Annotated in this window: 16 protein-coding genes; 9 read left to right on the top strand and 7 right to left on the bottom strand. The window is 48.4% G+C overall.

Going from position 1 to position 19,347, the window contains the following annotated elements; all coding sequences use genetic code 11:
• Window positions 1-69 precede the first annotated feature (69 nt).
• Window positions 70-1,503: a serine hydrolase gene (locus gpAD87_RS30795; RefSeq protein ID WP_064642810.1), complete on the bottom strand. Its 1,434-nt coding sequence runs from the start codon at window positions 1,501-1,503 to the stop codon at window positions 70-72.
• Window positions 1,504-1,734: 231 nt separating this feature from the next.
• On the opposite strand from gpAD87_RS30795, the gene gpAD87_RS30790 reads away from it, so the two are divergent.
• The 8 genes from gpAD87_RS30790 (at window position 1,735) to gpAD87_RS30755 (ending at window position 12,081) form a co-directional block, all read left to right on the top strand.
• Complete coding sequence (locus gpAD87_RS30790) at window positions 1,735-3,708, top strand: methyl-accepting chemotaxis protein (RefSeq protein WP_064642808.1); 1,974 nt, start codon at window positions 1,735-1,737, stop codon at window positions 3,706-3,708.
• 285 nt (window positions 3,709-3,993) lie between these two features.
• Window positions 3,994-4,668, top strand: a complete 675-nt coding sequence (locus tag gpAD87_RS30785; protein WP_064642966.1) for an AzlC family ABC transporter permease — start codon at window positions 3,994-3,996, stop codon at window positions 4,666-4,668.
• On the top strand, window positions 4,659-4,988 hold the full coding sequence (locus gpAD87_RS30780) for an AzlD domain-containing protein (protein WP_064642806.1): 330 nt from the start codon (window positions 4,659-4,661) through the stop codon (window positions 4,986-4,988). The genes gpAD87_RS30785 and gpAD87_RS30780 overlap by 10 nt, the downstream gene beginning before the upstream one ends.
• Window positions 4,989-5,080: 92 nt before the next feature.
• Entirely contained in the window at window positions 5,081-5,884 is an 804-nt protein-coding gene (locus tag gpAD87_RS30775; protein ID WP_064642804.1) for an NAD-dependent epimerase/dehydratase family protein, read from the top strand.
• 196 nt (window positions 5,885-6,080) lie between these two features.
• Complete coding sequence (locus gpAD87_RS30770) at window positions 6,081-6,737, top strand: SGNH/GDSL hydrolase family protein (RefSeq protein ID WP_064642964.1); 657 nt, start codon at window positions 6,081-6,083, stop codon at window positions 6,735-6,737.
• A 213-nt stretch (window positions 6,738-6,950) separates the two neighbouring features.
• Window positions 6,951-8,969, top strand: a complete 2,019-nt coding sequence (locus gpAD87_RS30765) for a heparinase II/III domain-containing protein (RefSeq protein WP_064642802.1) — start codon at window positions 6,951-6,953, stop codon at window positions 8,967-8,969.
• A gap of 19 nt (window positions 8,970-8,988) precedes the next feature.
• Window positions 8,989-10,929, top strand: coding sequence for a hypothetical protein (locus gpAD87_RS30760; RefSeq protein ID WP_064642800.1), 1,941 nt, complete (start codon window positions 8,989-8,991; stop codon window positions 10,927-10,929).
• 15 nt (window positions 10,930-10,944) lie between these two features.
• Entirely contained in the window at window positions 10,945-12,081 is a 1,137-nt protein-coding gene (locus gpAD87_RS30755) for a glycoside hydrolase family 88 protein (protein ID WP_064642798.1), read from the top strand.
• A 147-nt stretch (window positions 12,082-12,228) separates the two neighbouring features.
• Here gpAD87_RS30755 and gpAD87_RS30750 read toward each other — a convergent pair whose 3' ends face one another.
• Window positions 12,229-12,849, bottom strand: coding sequence for a class I SAM-dependent methyltransferase (locus gpAD87_RS30750; protein ID WP_064642796.1), 621 nt, complete (start codon window positions 12,847-12,849; stop codon window positions 12,229-12,231).
• A 244-nt stretch (window positions 12,850-13,093) separates the two neighbouring features.
• Here gpAD87_RS30750 and gpAD87_RS30745 point away from each other — a divergent pair, with 244 nt between their 5' ends.
• Window positions 13,094-15,433 carry an Ig-like domain-containing protein gene (locus gpAD87_RS30745; protein WP_231952960.1) on the top strand — a complete coding sequence of 780 codons (2,340 nt, stop codon included), beginning with the start codon at window positions 13,094-13,096 and terminating at the stop codon, window positions 15,431-15,433.
• Between the two features lie 202 nt (window positions 15,434-15,635).
• Here gpAD87_RS30745 and gpAD87_RS30740 read toward each other — a convergent pair whose 3' ends face one another.
• From gpAD87_RS30740 to gpAD87_RS30720, 5 genes are all read right to left on the bottom strand, one after another.
• Complete coding sequence (locus tag gpAD87_RS30740; protein ID WP_064642792.1) at window positions 15,636-16,181, bottom strand: chromate transporter; 546 nt, start codon at window positions 16,179-16,181, stop codon at window positions 15,636-15,638.
• 3 nt (window positions 16,182-16,184) lie between these two features.
• Window positions 16,185-16,772: a chromate transporter gene (locus tag gpAD87_RS30735; protein ID WP_064642790.1), complete on the bottom strand. Its 588-nt coding sequence runs from the start codon at window positions 16,770-16,772 to the stop codon at window positions 16,185-16,187.
• Between the two features lie 12 nt (window positions 16,773-16,784).
• Window positions 16,785-17,279: an Lrp/AsnC family transcriptional regulator gene (locus tag gpAD87_RS30730; RefSeq protein ID WP_064642788.1), complete on the bottom strand. Its 495-nt coding sequence runs from the start codon at window positions 17,277-17,279 to the stop codon at window positions 16,785-16,787.
• Between the two features lie 277 nt (window positions 17,280-17,556).
• Window positions 17,557-18,669: a PAS domain-containing sensor histidine kinase gene (locus gpAD87_RS30725; RefSeq protein ID WP_064642786.1), complete on the bottom strand. Its 1,113-nt coding sequence runs from the start codon at window positions 18,667-18,669 to the stop codon at window positions 17,557-17,559.
• Window positions 18,662-19,312, bottom strand: coding sequence for a response regulator (locus gpAD87_RS30720; protein ID WP_053780067.1), 651 nt, complete (start codon window positions 19,310-19,312; stop codon window positions 18,662-18,664). Before gpAD87_RS30720 ends, gpAD87_RS30725 begins: the two co-directional genes overlap by 8 nt.
• Window positions 19,313-19,347 lie beyond the last annotated feature (35 nt).

Below are 19,347 nucleotides of genomic sequence, written 5' to 3'. Positions count from 1 at the left end.
CAATATAGCAGAAGGGACGATCCTATAATGGACCGTCCCTTCTGCTATATCTAATGAATAATTACAAAATTATTGCAGATTCAGTGCCTGAGCTGTCTTAGCCTCGACTTCATCCATAAGCGAAGTCATATCCATACCCGCATGATTGCCGAGCAGAATAATGGTAATATCATCTGTTAAATTGCGTGAGAACGCTGTGGCAAAACCACCGCCGCTACCGTTATGGAACACGGTACGATTCTGATCGCTTTCCTTGAGAATCCAGGCGTAGCCATAATTTTTATCCGAATACGGCTCATACATATGTTCAATCGTATCCTGGCTCAGAATTTTGTCCGTGTACAGTGCCCGATCCCACTTCAGCAAATCATCCACCGTGGAGTAGATCGTCCCTGAACCTGATTGTGAAACATAATAAGGGGCAGGTACCCACTGCTTATTCTCCGAAACAAATCCACTGGTCGTATGGACCTCGCGTGAAGCTTCTCCGGAGTTCTTCATGCCGAGTGGCTTCAGAATGGTCTGTTGTACATATTCGCCATAACTCATGCCAGATACCTGTTCAATAACATAGGCTAGCAGAACATAACCACTGTTACTGTACAAATAGGCACTACCCGGTTCGAATTTCAATGTTTTGTGCCGGATTTCCTCTACCGTTTCTTCCAATGAAGTGCCTTCACCTCTGCCAAAGGCGGATGGAATACCTGAAGTTTGGGATAACAGCATATGGAGCGTGATCTGATCTCCCTTCGGTATACCTGAGATGTACTTGGATATTGGATCTTGCACATCGAGCTTCCCTTTTTCCACCAAGCTGAGAATGGAGGCTGCGGTGAAGGATTTGCTCAGAGAGGCAATTCTGGTCTTCTGATCTGGACGATTCAGCGTCTGTTCATCCGCTAGTCCGTAGCCTTGGCGAAGCAGCACTTCGCCATTGCGGGCAATCAGAGCCATGCCTGGAAAATCAATTTCGCGCAAATAGCTGTCTACACTAGCGACTTGACTATTTAATAGGCTCACTTTGTCCGTCTGGATATTAACACTCATCTGCCCTGAGGCTGTACGTTGCACTTTAATATCTGCCTTGAGAGCATTGGCAAGCGTGCGGACAGGTAACATCAGGGTGCCGTTAATGGTGCGGGATTGCACACCGGAGGACAGGCGAACGTGATTAACTTGAATGAAGTCACTGCCAGCCTGGTGAACGAGCTTGTCTCGACCAACGGTAATCGTAGCCGTTTTGGTACGAGCTTCCCACTTCAAGGTGCCATTTACAGAGGTAACCACATCTCGCAATGGAACATACGTTGTACCTTTGTATACAAGGGGTGCATTTTTCCACGATTGCTCTTTACCATTCACTTCAATGTGAACTGTTTGCGTCTCTTGTGCCGCGGATGCCGTGAAACTGGCTTGTCCCATAATAGGGCCTGCACAAAGGATGAGGGCTAACAGAATACGGAACATGGATGAATATAGTCTGGTAACAGGTTGTTGCACATGTGATTTGCGTAAGATTCGAATCCTCTCCTTCCAATCGTTTCATGGATAACCAGCTTATGAGATATTGTAAACGATCTCGCAGAGAGGGTCAAAATGAGGCGTGAGCATCATTTTCTATTTTCCTAACAAAAATAATGCAATTTCGATTCATTTTAGTATCCATACATAATATTTTTACTACGTTTGTCCGATAAAAAAGGGGTGAAGATGATGATGGGGGATATTTAAATGAAGAAAAGGATTCGCAATTGGTTTACATTAACGGTTAAGAAACGTCTGATCGCTTCGTTGCTCTTGTTCCTGATTGTACCGAGCATTAGCGTGGGATGGTTGTCTTATTTAAAAGCAGCAGACCAGGTCAGGGAAGAAATCATTCTTTCTGCACAGGCCAAAACGGAAATGCTCAGTCTGCAGATTACTCAAATGCTGGATATGGAGAAGGATAACGCAGCGCAGTTTGCAGCGGGTATTACTTCAACAGATATTATCAATAAATCACTAGCTGTTCAGAGACAAATGGATCGTATGTCCAAAGCTCACAAAGAATTGGGTGTAATAACAGCAGGTGCTGAAGATGGCAGCTGGATGAAATCCCCTGACCCCGGACAACAAATCTACGATCCACGGGAACGCAGCTGGTATACGATGGGTATGTCACAGGATGAACCAATTATCTCGGACACGTTCCAGTCGGTAACCACGGGTGAATGGGTTGTCACCGCAGCTGCCAAGCTGGCCGATGGTAAAGGGGTAATTGGAGCCAATGTAAGTCTCAATCATTTGAAAGATTCCGTTGATAAGATACATATTGGTGAAAAGGGAAAACTGTATATGCTGGATAACGGCGGGAAGTTCCTGTTCCATTACAATATCGAATCCGGTGTGCAGTCCAATGAGAGCTACATTAATGAGATGTATAAAAAAGATCAAGGAACTGTAAAGTACACGTATGATGGACAAGAATTGGAAGCCGTATTCTATACGAATCCCGAAACAGGCTGGAAAATTGTCGGTGAGATGGTTCCTTCTGAAGCAGCAGATGCGGTAAGACCGATCTTGATTCGTGCCTACACTCTGGTAGGGACCTCGTTGATCATTGGTATTATTCTGCTTGTGTTCATTATTCGCAGTATTCACCGTCCATTGTTGCAACTAACGCAAGCAGCATCCAAAGTAAGCGCGGGTGATCTGACAGTTCGTGTAGGTTTACAGCGCCGTGACGAGTTTGGACAACTCGGGACAAGCTTCGATACCATGACATCTTCGCTACGTAACGTTCTTGGCGAAGTGCATGATACATCAAGCCAGCTAGCGGCATCCTCTGAGGAGCTGATGGCGAGTTCTGAACAGACATCCAGAGCAACGGAACAGGTTGCCGAATTGATGCAGGATGCAGCGGCAGGAACGAACAAACAAAACGCCAGCCTTGCTGCAACGGGCCAACTCGTCGGTGAAATGTCTATAGGTGTCAAAGAAATCTCATCGAGTGCGGAAGACACAGCTCGTATAGCTGTAGAAGCATCTACTAAGTCCGAAGCGGGTATGGTTACGGTAGAAGAGGCGGTTGCTCATATTCAGAAGGTGAATAATGAGAGTGAGGCCATGGCTGCTGTCATTCAGGATCTTCGAGCGAAAAATGAAGAGATTGTTGAGATTGTGGCCGAGATTACCAACATCGCCAAACAGACCAATATCCTTGCTTTGAACGCATCCATTGAAGCTTCAAGAGCAGGTGAACAAGGTCGAGGCTTTGCTGTCGTTGCCAATGAAGTAAAATCGCTAGCCAACAATTCGGGCAGTGCAGCTGAACGTATTAATGAACTTATGCGTGAGATGCAAGAGAAAACGAATGCGGTACAGTCTACCTTTGCCCGTACAGGAGAAGGCATGATTAAAGGTACGCAAATGATTACGGAGGCGGGAGAGGCCTTCCAAAATATCCGTAGCGCCGTGCAGTTGGTTGCAGCACAAGCTGGAGAAGTGTCGGCAGCTTCCCGTCAGATTGATGGAGGCATGAGTCATGTGTCCAAGGAAGTGAATGATACCATTGAATTATCCAATCAGATTGCTTCAGGAACCGAAGATGGTTCAGCTGCTGCGCAGGAGCAGCTCGCTACAATGGAAGAGGTTGCAGCTTCTTCTGCGGCATTGTCCCGTATGGCTGAAGATCTGCAAAGCATGATTGAGAAATTCAAGTTATAGTTCAATAGCATTTCTCGAAGGAGACTGTGGGGTTGTAAACCCTGCAGTCTTTTTCTCGTTGGTGTTCTTCGTTAATCAACGTTTTATGAAGACTCGAAACTCATCTGTTCTGTAAAAGTGAATCTGTCTCTCCCTGAATGTCTCATCCTGTGGTATATTTCTAAATTAAAAGTAATCTACATGATGTGGATGACATGGAGAGGGGATGAACCGGATTTGGATAAATCCATACCACTGACATCCGGGCCCGCAAATACCGAAGAGGTGCTGGATGATGCTACATTTATGCAGGGGGTTAAGGATTGTATCCCAACACTGCTTGGATATTTAAGTATTGGGTTTGCAGCGGGTGTCATTGAAATGACGGCAGGCCTAAGTTTGGCGGAAACGGCTCTGCTTAGTCTAATTGTATACGCTGGATCGGCCCAGTTTATTGCCGCTGGTATGCTTGCCTCGAGTGGTTCAGCGACTGCTATCATTTCTACCATATTTTTCGTGAATCTTCGCCATCTGCTGCTGAGTGCAGCCGTATCACCGTACTTTCGTCATCTGACGCCGCTTAAAAATATGTGGATCGGCTCGCTGCTTACTGACGAGTCCTTCGGCGTGGCGATGACGCGAGCGATTGGCCGGAAAACGTTGAGTGAGCGCTGGATGCACGGTCTGAACATTACAGCATATCTGAATTGGTTTGTGGCGAATATGGCGGGGGCATACTTTGGACGCTGGATAACCAATCCCGAGCGGCTTGGACTTGATTTTGCCCTGCCTGCAATGTTTATTGGTCTGGTAGTGCTTCAACTGATGCAGCGCAAAAATAAAAAATTACACATCAATGTGGCGATCATCGCCGTGATCTGTGTAATCTTCGCCAGCATGGCTTCGCTTGGCAGCATGAGTGTTATTGTGGCTGCGGTCATTGCGGCAACGATGGGAGTAGTGATGGAACGATGGAAGTAAGATGGGATGTATTCTGGATTATTATGGGCTCGGCTTTGTTAACGTTCATCCCGCGCGTATTGCCGCTCATGCTGTTCAGTAAAATACAGATTCCGATATGGCTGTTACGCTGGCTTGAATATGTACCCGTGGCGGTCATGGCGGCACTGATCGGTCAGGAACTGTTTATGGCGGACAACCAGTTGGTGCCGATTACACATAATCCAGCCCTGTGGGCAGCACTGCCTACGATAGCTGTAGCCATCTGGACACGAAGTCTGCTCGGAACCGTACTTGTCGGTATTGTTGCGATGATGATTTTGCGGTACTTGATGGGTTAATATACGGGGCCTTTATGGGATCAGGTAAATCCTTCGCTCTAACGGTTAATAATGTCCTATAGGATTGTAATAGAGCGAAGGGAGCTAAATCCATGAGCAACTCGAAGCACAAAATATTGATTACGGGAGCAGCGGGAGTCATTGGTCGCAGTCTGCTGGAGGGGCTGAGGGAAAAGGGCAAGTATGACATCGTGGCTGCCGATCTTCATGATGATCCTCAAGCAGGCATTGTAGCGATGGATGTGACCGACGGAGAACGACTGAAAGAGCTGATGCAGAGTGTTCAGACGGTGCTGCATATTGCATGGGCCAAGGATGAAGAAGACTTTCTGGGCAAAGTCCTGCCAATCAACGTTACAGGGGCCTACCATGTGTATGAAGCTGCACGGTTGAACGGTGTACAGCGGGTTATTTTTGCGAGTTCAAATCATGCGACAGGATTTTATCCAACAGGAGAAGATATCGAAGTAGATGATCCATATCGGCCAGATAGTTTCTATGGTCTCAGCAAATGTTATATAGAGCTGCTTGGGCGATATTACGTGGATAAATATGACTTGTCGTCATTCAATATTCGAATAGGCAACTTCTCGGGCGATGCACATCCGCATTCTGAGCGTTCCGCACACATTTGGATATCACCAAGAGATATGGTACAGCTTGCCGAGTGCTGCATTGAGGCGGATTCGAGCATGAAATACGTTAATCTATATGGAACTTCAGCGAATACGGACAATTATTATGATATTGGATATCTGGAACAGATGATTGGGTACCGCCCGGAGGACGATGCAGCAGAGCTATGGGAAGAAGCGAAACGTAAGGGAACGCCGGATAAGCAGGATGAGACGGAATATCAGGGCGGAGGATATGTCGCGAAGGACCCGAAATCCTGAAATCCTGAAATCTTAAAGACCTGCAACGTCTCAGGACGTGGAGAACTACGGGTGACTTTGTAGGAAGTACAATGCGGAGAGTTAACTGAAAAGTACCGTTCTGAAAACGCTATTTTCTATTGCGTCCGAAAGGGATAAAATGGAGACTGCAGGGTTGAGGTTTTCATTTTACATACAGGAAGGAACGGTTTTGATTATGAGTACAAATTCATCCGTTATACTTTTTCAGGGAGATTCCATTACAGACGGCGGAAGATCGCGCAATGACGATCCGAATCATTTTCTCGGGCATGGCTATGCGTATTTGATCTCAAGCAAACTGGGTGTGGAACTGGCAGCCAAACAGCCAACGTTCTACAACAGAGGAATTAGCGGGGACCGCGCTTCTGATCTTTATGCACGTTGGAACGAGGATACTTTTAGTTTGAAGCCGGATCTGATTAGCATTCTAATTGGTGTTAATGATGCATGGCGTACCATGAATGGCGAACCCAGTGGAGTGACGGATCGTCTTGGACGTGCATATCGTCATTTGCTGGAGGAAACACGGGAAGTAATGCCGAATACCGGGCTGATTTTAATGGAGCCGTTCATTCTTAAAACGGGAGCTACAGTGGAGCTTTGGGATACTTGGCAGGCGCGTATCGGGCAGTATCAAAATCTGGTCCGTGAACTCGCAAGTGAGTTCGGGGCGGTCTGGGTACCTTTGCAGCAAACGTTCAACGATGCTCTCGAACAAGCTGACGCAGCCTACTGGTTATGGGATGGTGTGCATCCAACCGCAGCGGGTCATGAGCTGATTGCCCGTCAATGGCTGTCCGTTGTACAAAATTCTCCACTTGCGATTGGTTAATAGAATTAGAAATATCCAGTTTGAGCTAAAAAGCTGAATGCAACGAGGAACCCTGAGGGGTTCTTCGTTTTTTTTATATGTGGAACAGGAATTCTGTGGTTAATTTGGTTGGATATGATGGATAACTCTTCAAATGTACAGCATTATCCGGTAAAATGAAATCGGTTACATATAATGAAGGTTTCGTATTCCATATAGATTAGGGTGAATTCAATGGAAAACACCAATCAAAGTAAAGTCAGCTCCATCTGCATCCCGGATTCTACGGTCATTCAGCAGGCAGTACATCGGATGGTACGAGACAGAAATAGGAGTCAGCAGCTTCTGCTTGCTTCAGCAGCACCCTCAATCTGCTCTATCAATGCCATTGGAAAGGCATTATTGCAACCAGAGCTAGCTTCTTTTTACACAGATCTGAGCAGCTATGGGGAACGTGCTCTGAACGAAAGCTTGCCTTCGCTGTCATTCGGTCTTTATCGGAAGTTTGGGGATATAGGGGAACGAAAGTTGTATGAGGATGCGTACTTTGAACGCAGGGGACGTCTGGCGGCAATAGCGCTGCTTGCAGTGGATTCGAATACGCCGAGATGGATAGAGACATTGGAAGATATGTTGTGGGATGTGTGTGGTGAGTATACATGGTGTTTGCCTGCACATTTGGGTTCGGGGGGAGTGGAACAGGTCAACGGTAATATTGATCTGTTTGCCGCGGAGACGGTACATATGCTGGCCGAAATCGTGACGATTCACGCGGATCGATTGGACGCACGTATCATCCAGCGGATTAGGGCTGAGGCCGAGCGGCGCATCTTCACACCGCTCTATCGGGAACAACGTACCTATCACTGGCAAGATGCAGAGCATAACTGGTCTGCTGTGTGCAGCGGATGCTGTGGCATGGCTGGACTATTACTGCTGGAGGAAGAAGCGATTCTGACGGAATCGGTTGGTCAGGCGATTCGATCCATGCAGGTATTTCTGAGTGGATATGGCATGGATGGTGGCTGTGCAGAAGGCATTGGTTACTGGGTGTATGGGTTCGGCTATTTCGTCTATTATGCCGACATGCTACGCGAATACAGTAAAGGTGAGTTGGATCTACTGAATGGTTCAAAGATAGCGGCGATAGCAGCCTTCCCACTGCGGGTTCATCTGTCGGGGGGAACCTTCGTGAATTATTCGGATAGTGCGGAGCAGCAAGAGATTCCTTCGGGCTTACTTTCACTTCTGGCATCTCGTTTCGGTATACAGATCGATCTGCCGTATCATATTCCTTTGTTTACCGATGATCCCTGTCATCGTTGGGCTCACCTGCTGCGCAACGTGATGTGGAGCAGTCCGGCAATGTACCTGCAAGATAAGGGGGCTGTTCCGGCGGAACGAGGGATCATTTTGGAAGATTTGGGCTGGATGATTGCGAAGGGAGCACTTGATTCTCCAAGCGCTGAACTTACCGGAGATAAACCTCTCGCTGTTGCTTTTTCCGTCAAGGCCGGGCATAACGATGAACCCCATAACCATAATGATCTGGGGCAATTTATGATTCATTGTGGTGGCGAAAACATTCTTTGTGATCCGGGAGCAGGGCTGTATACACAAGCCTATTTTGCTCCGGGCAGAGAGCAGTTGTTCCACATTAGTTCGTTCGGGCATAGCGTGCCCTGCATTGAGGGGAAGGAGCAGAGTTCAGGGCGCGAGGCGCAAGCACAGATTCTTGAGGCAAATGTTTCGGACGATGACCGTACACTGGATGCCTGCTTGGAACTGACAGCAGCTTATCCTGAAGCAACTTCGCTCGCTCGTTATACACGCCAGTTGCATTGGAGCGGTTCTGCTAATGATGTCGGGAGCGTGCCAGAACTGCGTCTGAAGGATCGATTTCAATGGAAAAACAGAGCGGCGTCTTCATCAGGCACGTTACATTCGGTGGGAGAACTGCAACGGCCGAGTGTGACGGAGCGGTTTATGAGCAGAAAGGTACCTGAGAAGGTACATGAGGGGCAGATTCAATGGCATGGCGAACGAGCAACGGTATGTATGACGTATGATTTAAACCAATGGCAGGCTGATATAGAGATCATTAATACGGTGGATCATGACAATGTGCCAGTTACATTCTATCGGACATCACTTGAATGGCGAGAGCAGTCGGATAACTCCAGTGCGGGAAGTGATGAAACCGATCTGCTGGAGACGATGTGTGAGCTGAAATTCACGATTGAACCAAAGTGAAAGATGGAGGTGAGCATACGTGAGTAAGTATACAGCCGCATCAACGTATCCATGGAGCAATGCTCTCGAAAATTATCGTACACTGGCGGAAAAGGCGGGGCCTGCCCCGTCAGATGGTTGGAATCAGGCTCGCAAATTGGCCCTTGTGGAGAGTGTTGTTCGGGCTTATACACCTTACCAGGCCAGTAGCGGCGCCATTATTGATCCGTTCTCGGAGGCCGAACGATATTATTCCACACCAGCGTATGCAATGGCTGCATCGGTTCTTGTTCAAGCGGGACATATGGACCTGCTTGCTTCGGCCGCATCGGCCCTGTCACACAGCATCGATGTTGTTGTGAAGGGTTGTGCACCGGATCATCACCCGGACTTTTTCCCCGTGTTGATGATGAGAGCTTACATCCTGTTGAAGCCGCATATGCCTGAGCAAGCAAAGGTCTGGGCAGAGGCTCTTAAGAAGATACAGCCAGAACAAGATTATGTTTTTACAATGAGAAAAATGAACAATCCCAATCGCATGATTAACTGGAACGCCATCATGATCTCGGGAGAATATCTGCGCTTGAGGGAACATCTCGCCAGTGAGGGTACGGATTGGATGGACCGTTATCTGAATCTGTATCATCTGCCACGATTTACGGCGCTTGGACTATATCAGGACGGGCCGCTGGATCGACCCAATTGTCCATTTTCCTATGATATTGCAACGCGCTATCATCTGGATGTCATGCTTGAAGCGGGTTATGAGGGGGCCTGCGCTGGTGAGTTAAAGGAACAATTACGTCATGGTGCATTCAGTACGCTGCTTACACTGTCACCGCTGGGGGAGATTCCTCCGCGTGGACGCAGCTCCCAACATCAATGGAATGAAGCGGCAGCGGCCTACGTATGTTCTACCCATGCAACACAGGCCTTACAGGCTGGAGATTGGGTGATGGCTGGGGCGTTCGCTCGTGCTGCCAATCGATGTTTCGAAGCTGTGGAGCGCTGGAAGATGGATGATGGGCGTCTGAAAATAGTTCGCAACGAGTATGCACCTGAGGCACGTCATGGCTACGAAATCTATACGAATCATACGGGTTATAATCTGTGGACGGCAGCAGCGCTGGCCCATGCCTGCCTTAGCGATCCTGGTGAAGATGTCACGGAAATATACCTTCCTTCCGAGATAGGCAACCGGGTGTTGCAGACCAATGGATGGTTTGAAACGATCATTGCCTCGGTACCAGGTCAACAAATGATTCTGCATACAGCTATGAATGATCCATACACGGTTCCCGGTCTCGTGCGCATACAACAGGCGGGATTGCCAGGGCTGATCGGTCCATCCGCTGCTGGACATGTGCAATCTGGATTCACGGAGTTTGCGGAAGGGGAAGTTGGTCCGCTGAGCTATTGTCCTGTCTGGAAGACGGCAGATGGGAACTGGCACAGTCTTGCCGGGGGCATTCCGTCAGGTGCTGATTATGACCGGGATGCCGGGATTAATCCTGCCGATGGCGGAGGTTCGATTTTGCTTGAAACGGTAGATCGAGAGGTCCGAGATGATTCAGCCTCCTCAGAGGGAGATGACGGGAAACATCAGGAACAGGCCAATGCATTTACAGTGACATGGCTCGGCCCACTAATCGGGCTCAATTCACTGCGAACCCGTTATGTACAGCAGGCGGATTTGCTTACTGTGACATATGAATTCGACGGTGAGCTTGAGGCTGTCGGAGCACTCATTCCATTGATGTTCAGTGATGGTCGTGAGCAGGCTGTCATCACTCATTCCAAGCAGGCTGTGCGTAGCGAGTATCGGGGAGCTTATGTGGAATCAACCGTGCTGGATGAAGGAGCCATCATTCAGCTCAAACCACAGCCGGTGGCATCCCGCAATGGGCTGCTGAAGGAAGCACGAATGGAAGTGAGGGGCATGCGAAGTATAACGTTTACGATCAGATTGGGTATCAATTAGAGGAGGGATAGGTTTATGAATACATCAACATCAGTAAAATGGCTGGAGGAAGCATGGCGGCAAGGAGCGGCCAAAACGATTCGCAACGCGAAGCGCATCAAGGATACATTTCCGCACACCGCCCCGCAGGGCATGTATGACCGGAATGATCCCGAATGGTGGACCGCCGGCTTCTGGCCGGGGCTGTTATGGCTTGTCTATGGCGAGTCGCCGGAAGACGAAGCTGTCGCTCCGTTATCCCGCATTGCCGAAAGTTGTGAACGGCAATTGGAAGGTTGTCTGCGTGATCCCGAATCAGTGGATCACGATCTTGGGTTCATCTGGCTACTTAGTGGCGTAGCCAACTACCGCCAGACCGGCAGCGCAGATGGCCGGCGGCGGGGAATGCTCGCCGCCAATCTGCTCGCTGCCCGCTTTAACGTGCGCGGTGAATTCATCCGCGCCTGGAACTTCAGCTCGTCAACCATGGATACGCGCGGCGTAGCCATCATTGACAGCATGATGAATCTGCCGCTGCTCTACTGGGCATCCGAGCAGAGCGGCGACCCTCGCTTCCGCTGTCTGGCGGAAGCGCATGCGGACACCGTGGCGCGCGAATTCGTCCGCGCTGACGGGTCCATCTGCCACGTGGTGGAGTTCGATCCACTCACGGGGCAGAAGCTGCAGGAGCATGGCGGGCAGGGCCATGCGCCAGGTTCGGCCTGGGCGCGGGGCACCGCCTGGGCGTTGCACGGGTTTGCGCTGTCTTTCCGGTATACGGGCGAAGCCCGCTATCTGGAGACAGCGGAGCGGGCGGCCGATTTCTTCCTCGCCATGCTTGGCGAAGAGATCGTGCCGGTGTGGGATTTTCGCGCACCTGCCGAGCATCAGGTGGCGTGGGACTCGTCCGCTTCGGCGATTGCCGCAAGCGGCCTGTTGGAGCTGGCGAAGCTGTCACCGCGCGGCGAGGAATATGCAGACGCGGCAGAGCGTATCCTCCGCGGGCTGCATGAGACCTACAGCTCCGGTGAGACGGCAGCGGAAGAAGGTCTAATCATGCAGGGCACGGTGCATTACCCAGAGGGTCGTGGCTTGAATGTACCGATTATATATGGTGATTATTTCTATATGGAGGCGCTGGCGAAGCTGCGTGGCCGTCCGGGTTTATTTTAGAGAAATGAGAATCAGGAATGTCACATTTCAAGCGGCGAGTATGCGTGAGTTGCATGAGTAGGCGACCCACCATACAGCCGTTCGAGTGTGCCTGCCTCCTAGTGGGAAAGGGTATTCCTGTCTTGGAGGCGGAGCACACCCTTGGTCTCAGACCGATTTATTTTCGTTGCCGGGTGTGCGTCTTAAGATGACAAAGTCGGCCGAGGACTGGTCGGGATATCGCTGAGGAATAATTTCATGTACTTTGAATTCGGGATAGTCGAACAGATAATCAAAAATATTTCGGTCCTGAATGGTGCTAACCCCTGGGTTACCGTTTTCTTTCAAACGAGTGTACAACACAACCCACGCTGACGAAGAGTGCAGAATGTCGTAGAGAGTATTGCGAAAATCCGTTTCATCCGTAATATGATAGAGCACATCCAGACAGACGGTGAGATCAGCTTGCAGGAAACCGCGGTTAATCCATAGACCTGGTGTATATAACATGAAACTTTTGGAGGTATCGTTAGCAAACTTGGAGGCGCATAGACGCACCGACGAGCCGGCTACATCGACACCCAGATACGTATTATAGTTCATATATTGCAGTTGATTGCCATCCCCGCATCCAAATTCAATGACGCTGGAAATACCCTCACGCTGAATCAGTCCATTTACCACCTCTGCCTTGAATTCAGCCAGTACGCCATACGAACCCCTTCCGGATGTCTCGCCTGAGCTATACGTTTGTTCCCAATATCCTTTGTAGTCAAAAGGCTGACTCATGTTTCTCCCCCGATCATATAAAAATGAATTCAAAAAGTGACTATACATAGGTTATGCGTAATATTTGCGGGTATGAATCATTTGGAAATCGGTAGTTCGGATGAATGAATTTCCACGAAATCCCCTGAAAATTCCCTGAAAGTCTAAACATCTGGAAAGAACTTGCCGACATTAAACTAAGGAACAAAATGAAAAGAATCGGGGGGAAATGATGTTAAAGCCAAGATTGACCAAGTACATGGTGATGATGCTGGTATTGGTGCTGAGTATTTCCAACGTAGGCTTGGCCGCTGCGGCAGATAAAGAACTGTCCAAAATTGTAGTTTCCAAAAATGAGCTGTCGCTCGAAGTGGGTGATTCCAGTTCGGTTACGGTGACAGGAGTATATACCGACAATACATCGGCTAACGTAACCATCAGTTCTTCCTGGAGTAGCAGTGATACTTCGATAGCGACTGTATATAATGGTGCCATTACTGCCAAAAAGGAAGGTACGGCAACCATTACAACGTCGTATCTGTCTCAGAGTCAAACGGTTCAGGTGAATGTAACCAAAAAGGTTAAAGCCCTTTCCAAAAACGTGCAGTCCCTGGACTTGCGCACAGGGGATAGCAAAGACATTATTTTGACAGCAACTTACAGTGATAATACGACGAATGCAGATGCATCCAAAGTAGCTGAATGGTCATCCGATGACGAGAAAGTGGCAACGGTTGTGAATGGTAAAGTTACTGGACAAAGCGCCGGTACAGCTGTCATCACAGGTAAAGTCGGCAGTCAAAGCGTGACTGTGGATGTTAATGTCGAAGTTGTTAAACGTGTAGATGTGGACAAGAAGCAGGTCAATCTGCTGTTGAACAAAAGCGAGAGTGTTAAGTTGACAGCCACCTATCCAGATGGCACAACCAAAGATGTAACCGATCTGGCAGAGTGGACGTCAAGTAATGAAAAAGTAGCAGATGTATTAAAAGGTGAAATTACAGGATACTCCGCAGGTTCTGCTAAGATTACAGCCAAATACGGAACGAAATCCGTATCCGTAGATGTGGATGTTGATCTGACAAGCAAACTGAGTGTGGAGAAACAGAGCATTTTCTTCCGTTTGAGCGAGTCCAATAAAACGGCAAATGTAGTATTGACTGCCTCTTACCCGAATAGCGCTGATGTAAATGTAACGGATCAAGCGACATGGACATCCAGCAACGAGAAGGTAGCGACGGTATTCAAGGGACAAGTTACAGCGATTGGTGCGGGTTCTACGACAATTAAGGCAACGTATAGCGGCAAAACAGTGGAAATCACGGTTGACGTTGATACAGCAAGATATCTGGATATTGCGGGTGTCGAAGATAAACTGGCCATGAGTGTTACAGGTGATAACAAAACCAAGAAACTGGTAGCCAATGCAGAATATATTGATGCAAGTACAGAAAACGTAACTTCCAAAGCAACTTGGACATCCAGCAATGCGGATGTTGTATATGTATCTGGCGGCGAGTTGATTGCTTATAAATCGGGAACAGCGACCATCACTGCGGCATACGGCGGCAAAACCGTTAAATTCACAGTGAATGTAGACGTTCCAGACAAGTATGAAATGGACAAGAAAAAAGGTTCTGTAGCCATTGGTGGTACATTATCTGTGAAAGTATTGGCCGTATATGGTGATACATCCAAAGACGTATCCGAAGATGCGGATTGGAGCAGCAGCAGTGAGAAACTCGCTGAAGTGGACAGCAAAGGTGTCGTGACGGGTATTGCAACAGGTAAAGTAACCATCACAGCCAAAATTGAAGGTAAAACGTTAACTCTGCCTGTTGAAGTAGGCATGGCTAGTGGGCTGGAGGCAGATGTGAACTTTGTGGTGTTGTCCTCCAAGGAAACACAGCAAATCGTACTCACAGCAACGGACGAAGATGGCTTGACCAAGGATGTTTCATCCGATGCAACATGGAAATCAAGCAATTCCCGCGTAGCCGACGTGAAAAAAGGGGTTATCACTGCCAACAGCAGCGGTAAAGCCAATATCACGGCTGAATATGGTTCCAACAAAGTAACCATTCAGGTAGAAGTGGACGTTATTTCACGCATTGAAGCATCGGAACCGGCTCTTTCCCTGAAAACCGGTGATTCCGCTGATCTTACGGTTACCGCATATCTGAGCGATGGCAGTGAGCGTGATGTCACGGACAAAGCGGAATGGAAAACCAACAGCTACAAAGTAGCTCAGGTAACCAAAGGTAAAGTAAAAGCGACAGGTTCAGGTAAAGCAAAAATTACAGCGAAGTACGGCAGCAAGACGGTAACCATTGCAGTCGATGTAGATACACTGAAATATTTGCAAACCGATAAAGTAACCCTGACCATGAAGCCTGGTGACAAAGCAACTCTGGTTGCTACAGCAACGTATGCCGATGGCAGCGAAGCGAACGTATCCAAGCCGGCACTGTGGAAATCTTCCCGTATAGCGACAGCATCGGTGAAGGATGGAATAATCCAGGCCAATGGCAAGGGTAAGGCAACCATTACTGTAACTTATGCAGGTGTGAAAACCAAAGTAACTGTAGTCGTTGAAGCGAAATAATATCTTCAAGTACGAAGGTAAAACAAGCAATTTTATGTACGGTGATGACAGCTTAAATGCTGGCATCACCGTTTTTTTTATGGGAAAACACAAAAGAACTAACAATACAAAAAGGAAACGGCCCGGCACTTGTGCATATATCCATACTGGATATAAAAACACAATGTTCCAAGACGTTCCCCGAATCTAAATAATCAATGAATTACATCGTATGAGACAGAACCAACGCTCCGTATGCAAAAGCAATGACGATGAGGATGGCTGGATGCAGCTTGGTCTTGGTCATGACCCAAAGCGAGATCCCTGCAATGATCAATGTCTGCCAAATGCCGATGGAATTGGTGGATACCTGACCGAATTCCCATGTAAGTAAGATCATAAGTACAGCAATAACCGGTTGTACGAGCAACGTCATCCCTTTCACCTTTGGTGAAGTGCGATGCTTGTTCAGTAAACGAAGCAGCAGAATTAACGCGACAGCAGAAGGTACAACGGTGGCAAAACTGGCGATGAATGCACCAAACCAGCCAGCCACCTGATAACCGACAAAGGCGGCAATTTTGGTCGCTATCGGACCGGGAAGTGCATTACCGATGGCGAGTACATCACCGAATTGCTCGGTGGTCATCCACTTGTAGTGGTTGACCACTTCCTCCTGCATTAACGGAATGGAGGCGGGGCCGCCCCCGTAACCCAAGGTATTGGCTACAAAAAATCCCCAAAACAATTCCCACCATGTCTGAAGCATCGCTTAGGACACCCCCTTGTCGGAATTGCGTTTGGATTTGAAACGCTGGACCACATCCAGATGGAAGACGCCATATCCGAGGAATACGGCAATCACAATACCGGGGTGAATATCCAGCAGCTGCAGCAGTACAAATGCAAGGACACCGAACAGGGCGGCAAAGGTTGTACCGAGTCCCTTCCATGCTTTCTTGGCGAATTCGTATGCCATCATGCCGAGCATGACAAAAATGACCGGGCGAACAGCTGCGACCATGCCTGCTACGATTTTCGATTCGCGCAGCGCGTACATGGAACCAAGCAGCGCAATGATGGCGATGCTCGTCGGCAAAATATGGGCCAGGACGGACACAATAGCACCCAGCACGCCCTTCGTTTTATACCCGAGATACGCGGCCATCTTGGTAGCAATGGGACCAGGCAGAGCGTTGGCAATGGCCAAAATCTCGCCAAACTCATCATCGCTCACCCACTTATAGCGGGTAACGGCTTCATAACGGATCAGTGGAATAACCGAGGGGCCGCCGCCATATCCCAAAATTCCGGTTCGTACCATCCCAATGACGAGACCGTTGTAATCTTTCCAACTCATGCTGATTTCCTCCTAGAGTCTCATGCCCATTCGGCTTTTATATCGTTTTAACAACAGCTGTGATTCTACCTTGACGATGCCTGGCATCTTGTAGAGCTTCTCCAGCAGGAACTGCTCCATCTCTTCCATATCTGCAAAAATACCATGCATGTGCAGGGTACTCGGGCCTGTCATATGATAGAGGCTGGTTACTGCGGGTTCTTCGTCCAGTTTCGCGGCCACTTCATCCAGGAATAGCGGTTCTACATCGACATTGAAAAAGGCAGAGACCTGAAGTCCAACTTTGCCCGGATTGATAACCACGGTGAAGCGTTCAATGATTCCCTTTTCGGATAAGGCATTAATGCGGGCCTGAACGGCCACACGGGACAAACCGATCTGTGCACCCAGATCGGTGTAGGATATCCGGCTATTTTGGTGAAGAGCGGCAATGATTTTACGATCGATTGCATCCAGATTGTGCATTTGCGGGATTTCTACACCTTTGGAGGAGCGTTTCTCTGACATGATTGACCATCCTTTTTTTTAACTATATAGAATAAAAAATTATGATAGGATCTACGTACAATTTGTATGCAGCATTCATATTTTAATGACGAATCGTAATTGGAGTCAATATATTTATTGTAAATGTTGAATTTATCCGATTCAGAGCTTTCATTTTGTCATTTTTACCAATCAGAGATGATAAATGGGAGCAGGATGCAGGCATGGATCGAAAAAGAGACTGTTCACGGAACACATCCGTAAACAGTCTTCTATATAAAGTACAGGTTAAAGCGACTTAATGAACAGTTTTGGGTAGACAAAAGGTAACTACAGTTCCTTCGCCAGGCTCCGAAGATACTACAAGTGTACCTCCGGCTCCACGAGCTCGCTCCTCCATGCTAAATAGACCAACACCGTTACCAGCCGTCGTACTGTTGAACCCTGCACCTTGGTCCACGATCTTAACAACGGTTGCCTCTTCCGAATCTTCCACCGTCACATGTGCTTCTGACACATCGGCGTACTTGGCTACATTGGTTAACGCCTCCTGGATAATGCGATACATGGCGATCTCCCGGTTCATCTCCAGTCGTTTCCGCAGATTACATTCCAGCTCCACTTCAATCCCGTAGTGCCGGGTGTAGTTCTCGATATACGTGCGAATGGCCGGAACGACACCAAGGTCATCCAGTACGGAGGGTCTCAGCTCCCATGCCATGCCGCGTACATCCTCCATAATGCCCGTAACTTGCTTCCGCAGTGCTTCCACACCAGATTGAGGTTGGTCCGCCAACAGACGATCCATCTGAATGACAAGAGAGAAGAGACTCTGTCCAATGCCGTCATGCAGCTCACGGGAGATGCGACGCCGCTCCTCTTCCTGAATGTTCATGACCTGGGTCATCATCGTCTGTATCTCAGCTTCGACCCGCTTCAACTTGGTTACCTCACTACGAACAGCCAAATACTGATAGGGCTCACCATCGTTATCGAGAAAAGGCACAATCGTTGTATTCACCCAATAATGGCTGCCATCCCTGGCACGATTACGAATCTCTCCGTTCCACACTCGTCCGGAAGAGATGGTTTCCCACAGGTTTTTCATAAAGTTCTTGCCGTGATAACCCGAATTAATGATCCGATGATCCTGGCCGATTAATTCTTCCCGATTATATTGTGAGATTTCGCAAAACTTATCGTTTACATACTGGATCTTTCCTTTGCGGTCCGTGAGGGCTACAATGGACGACTCATCCAGGGCAAACTTCAGATCACTGAGCTGATGCAGGGAACCTTTCAGTCTGCTGCGAAATTCAGTATCTGTAATGTGACTGTCGATTTCCTCTAATAACTGACGCACAGGCTGGTCGGCAAATCCGCTAAGTCTGTTTTTACGTGTGCTACTCAAAGTTAAGCAACCCCTTTTTCATCGCAAACTTCACCAGTTCCGGTCTGGTTCGAAGGCCGAGCTTCTCCATCAGATTGCTTTTGTGGGATTCGACCGTTTTGACACTGATCACCAGATGTTCAGCGATTTCCTTGTTGGCATAACCCTTGGCAATCCAGGACAATATCTCTTTCTCTCGTTCGGATAACGTGTCATACGGTCCAGCGTTCTCCTGCTTCGCTTTGTCCAGGTATTCACTCATCAGCCGCTTGGTCGCACTCGGGTACAGATAGGCGCTACCCTCTGCTACGGAACGAATAGCGGCAAGCAATTCTTCATGCGGCGCGCTCTTGAGAATATATCCGGATGCTCCCGCGTGGATGGCGCGGAACAGATATTCTTCATCGTCATGCATGGTTAGTATCAAAATGGAGACATCCGGCATCAATTTCTTCAATTCAGCAGTAGCGGTCAGACCGTCTTTGCCTGGCGGCATGCTGAAATCCATTAAGACCACATCCGGCTTCAGTTCTTGTGCCTTGGCAATAGCTTCATCCCCATCGGCCGCGTCTCCAACAATATGTATATCATTCTTTCCGTCGAGCAGGGCGATCAGCCCGGAGCGTACAACTACATGATCGTCGACAACTAATAATTGAATCACATCATTTTCCTCCTGTCCGGTTCCACAGTTCTCTC

Source organism: Paenibacillus sp. AD87 (assembly GCF_001659845.1).
Classification (GTDB): domain Bacteria; phylum Bacillota; class Bacilli; order Paenibacillales; family Paenibacillaceae; genus Paenibacillus; species Paenibacillus marchantiae.
Note: the sequence above shows the minus strand (reverse complement) of the source record. Positions and strands in the feature narration are given on the sequence as shown.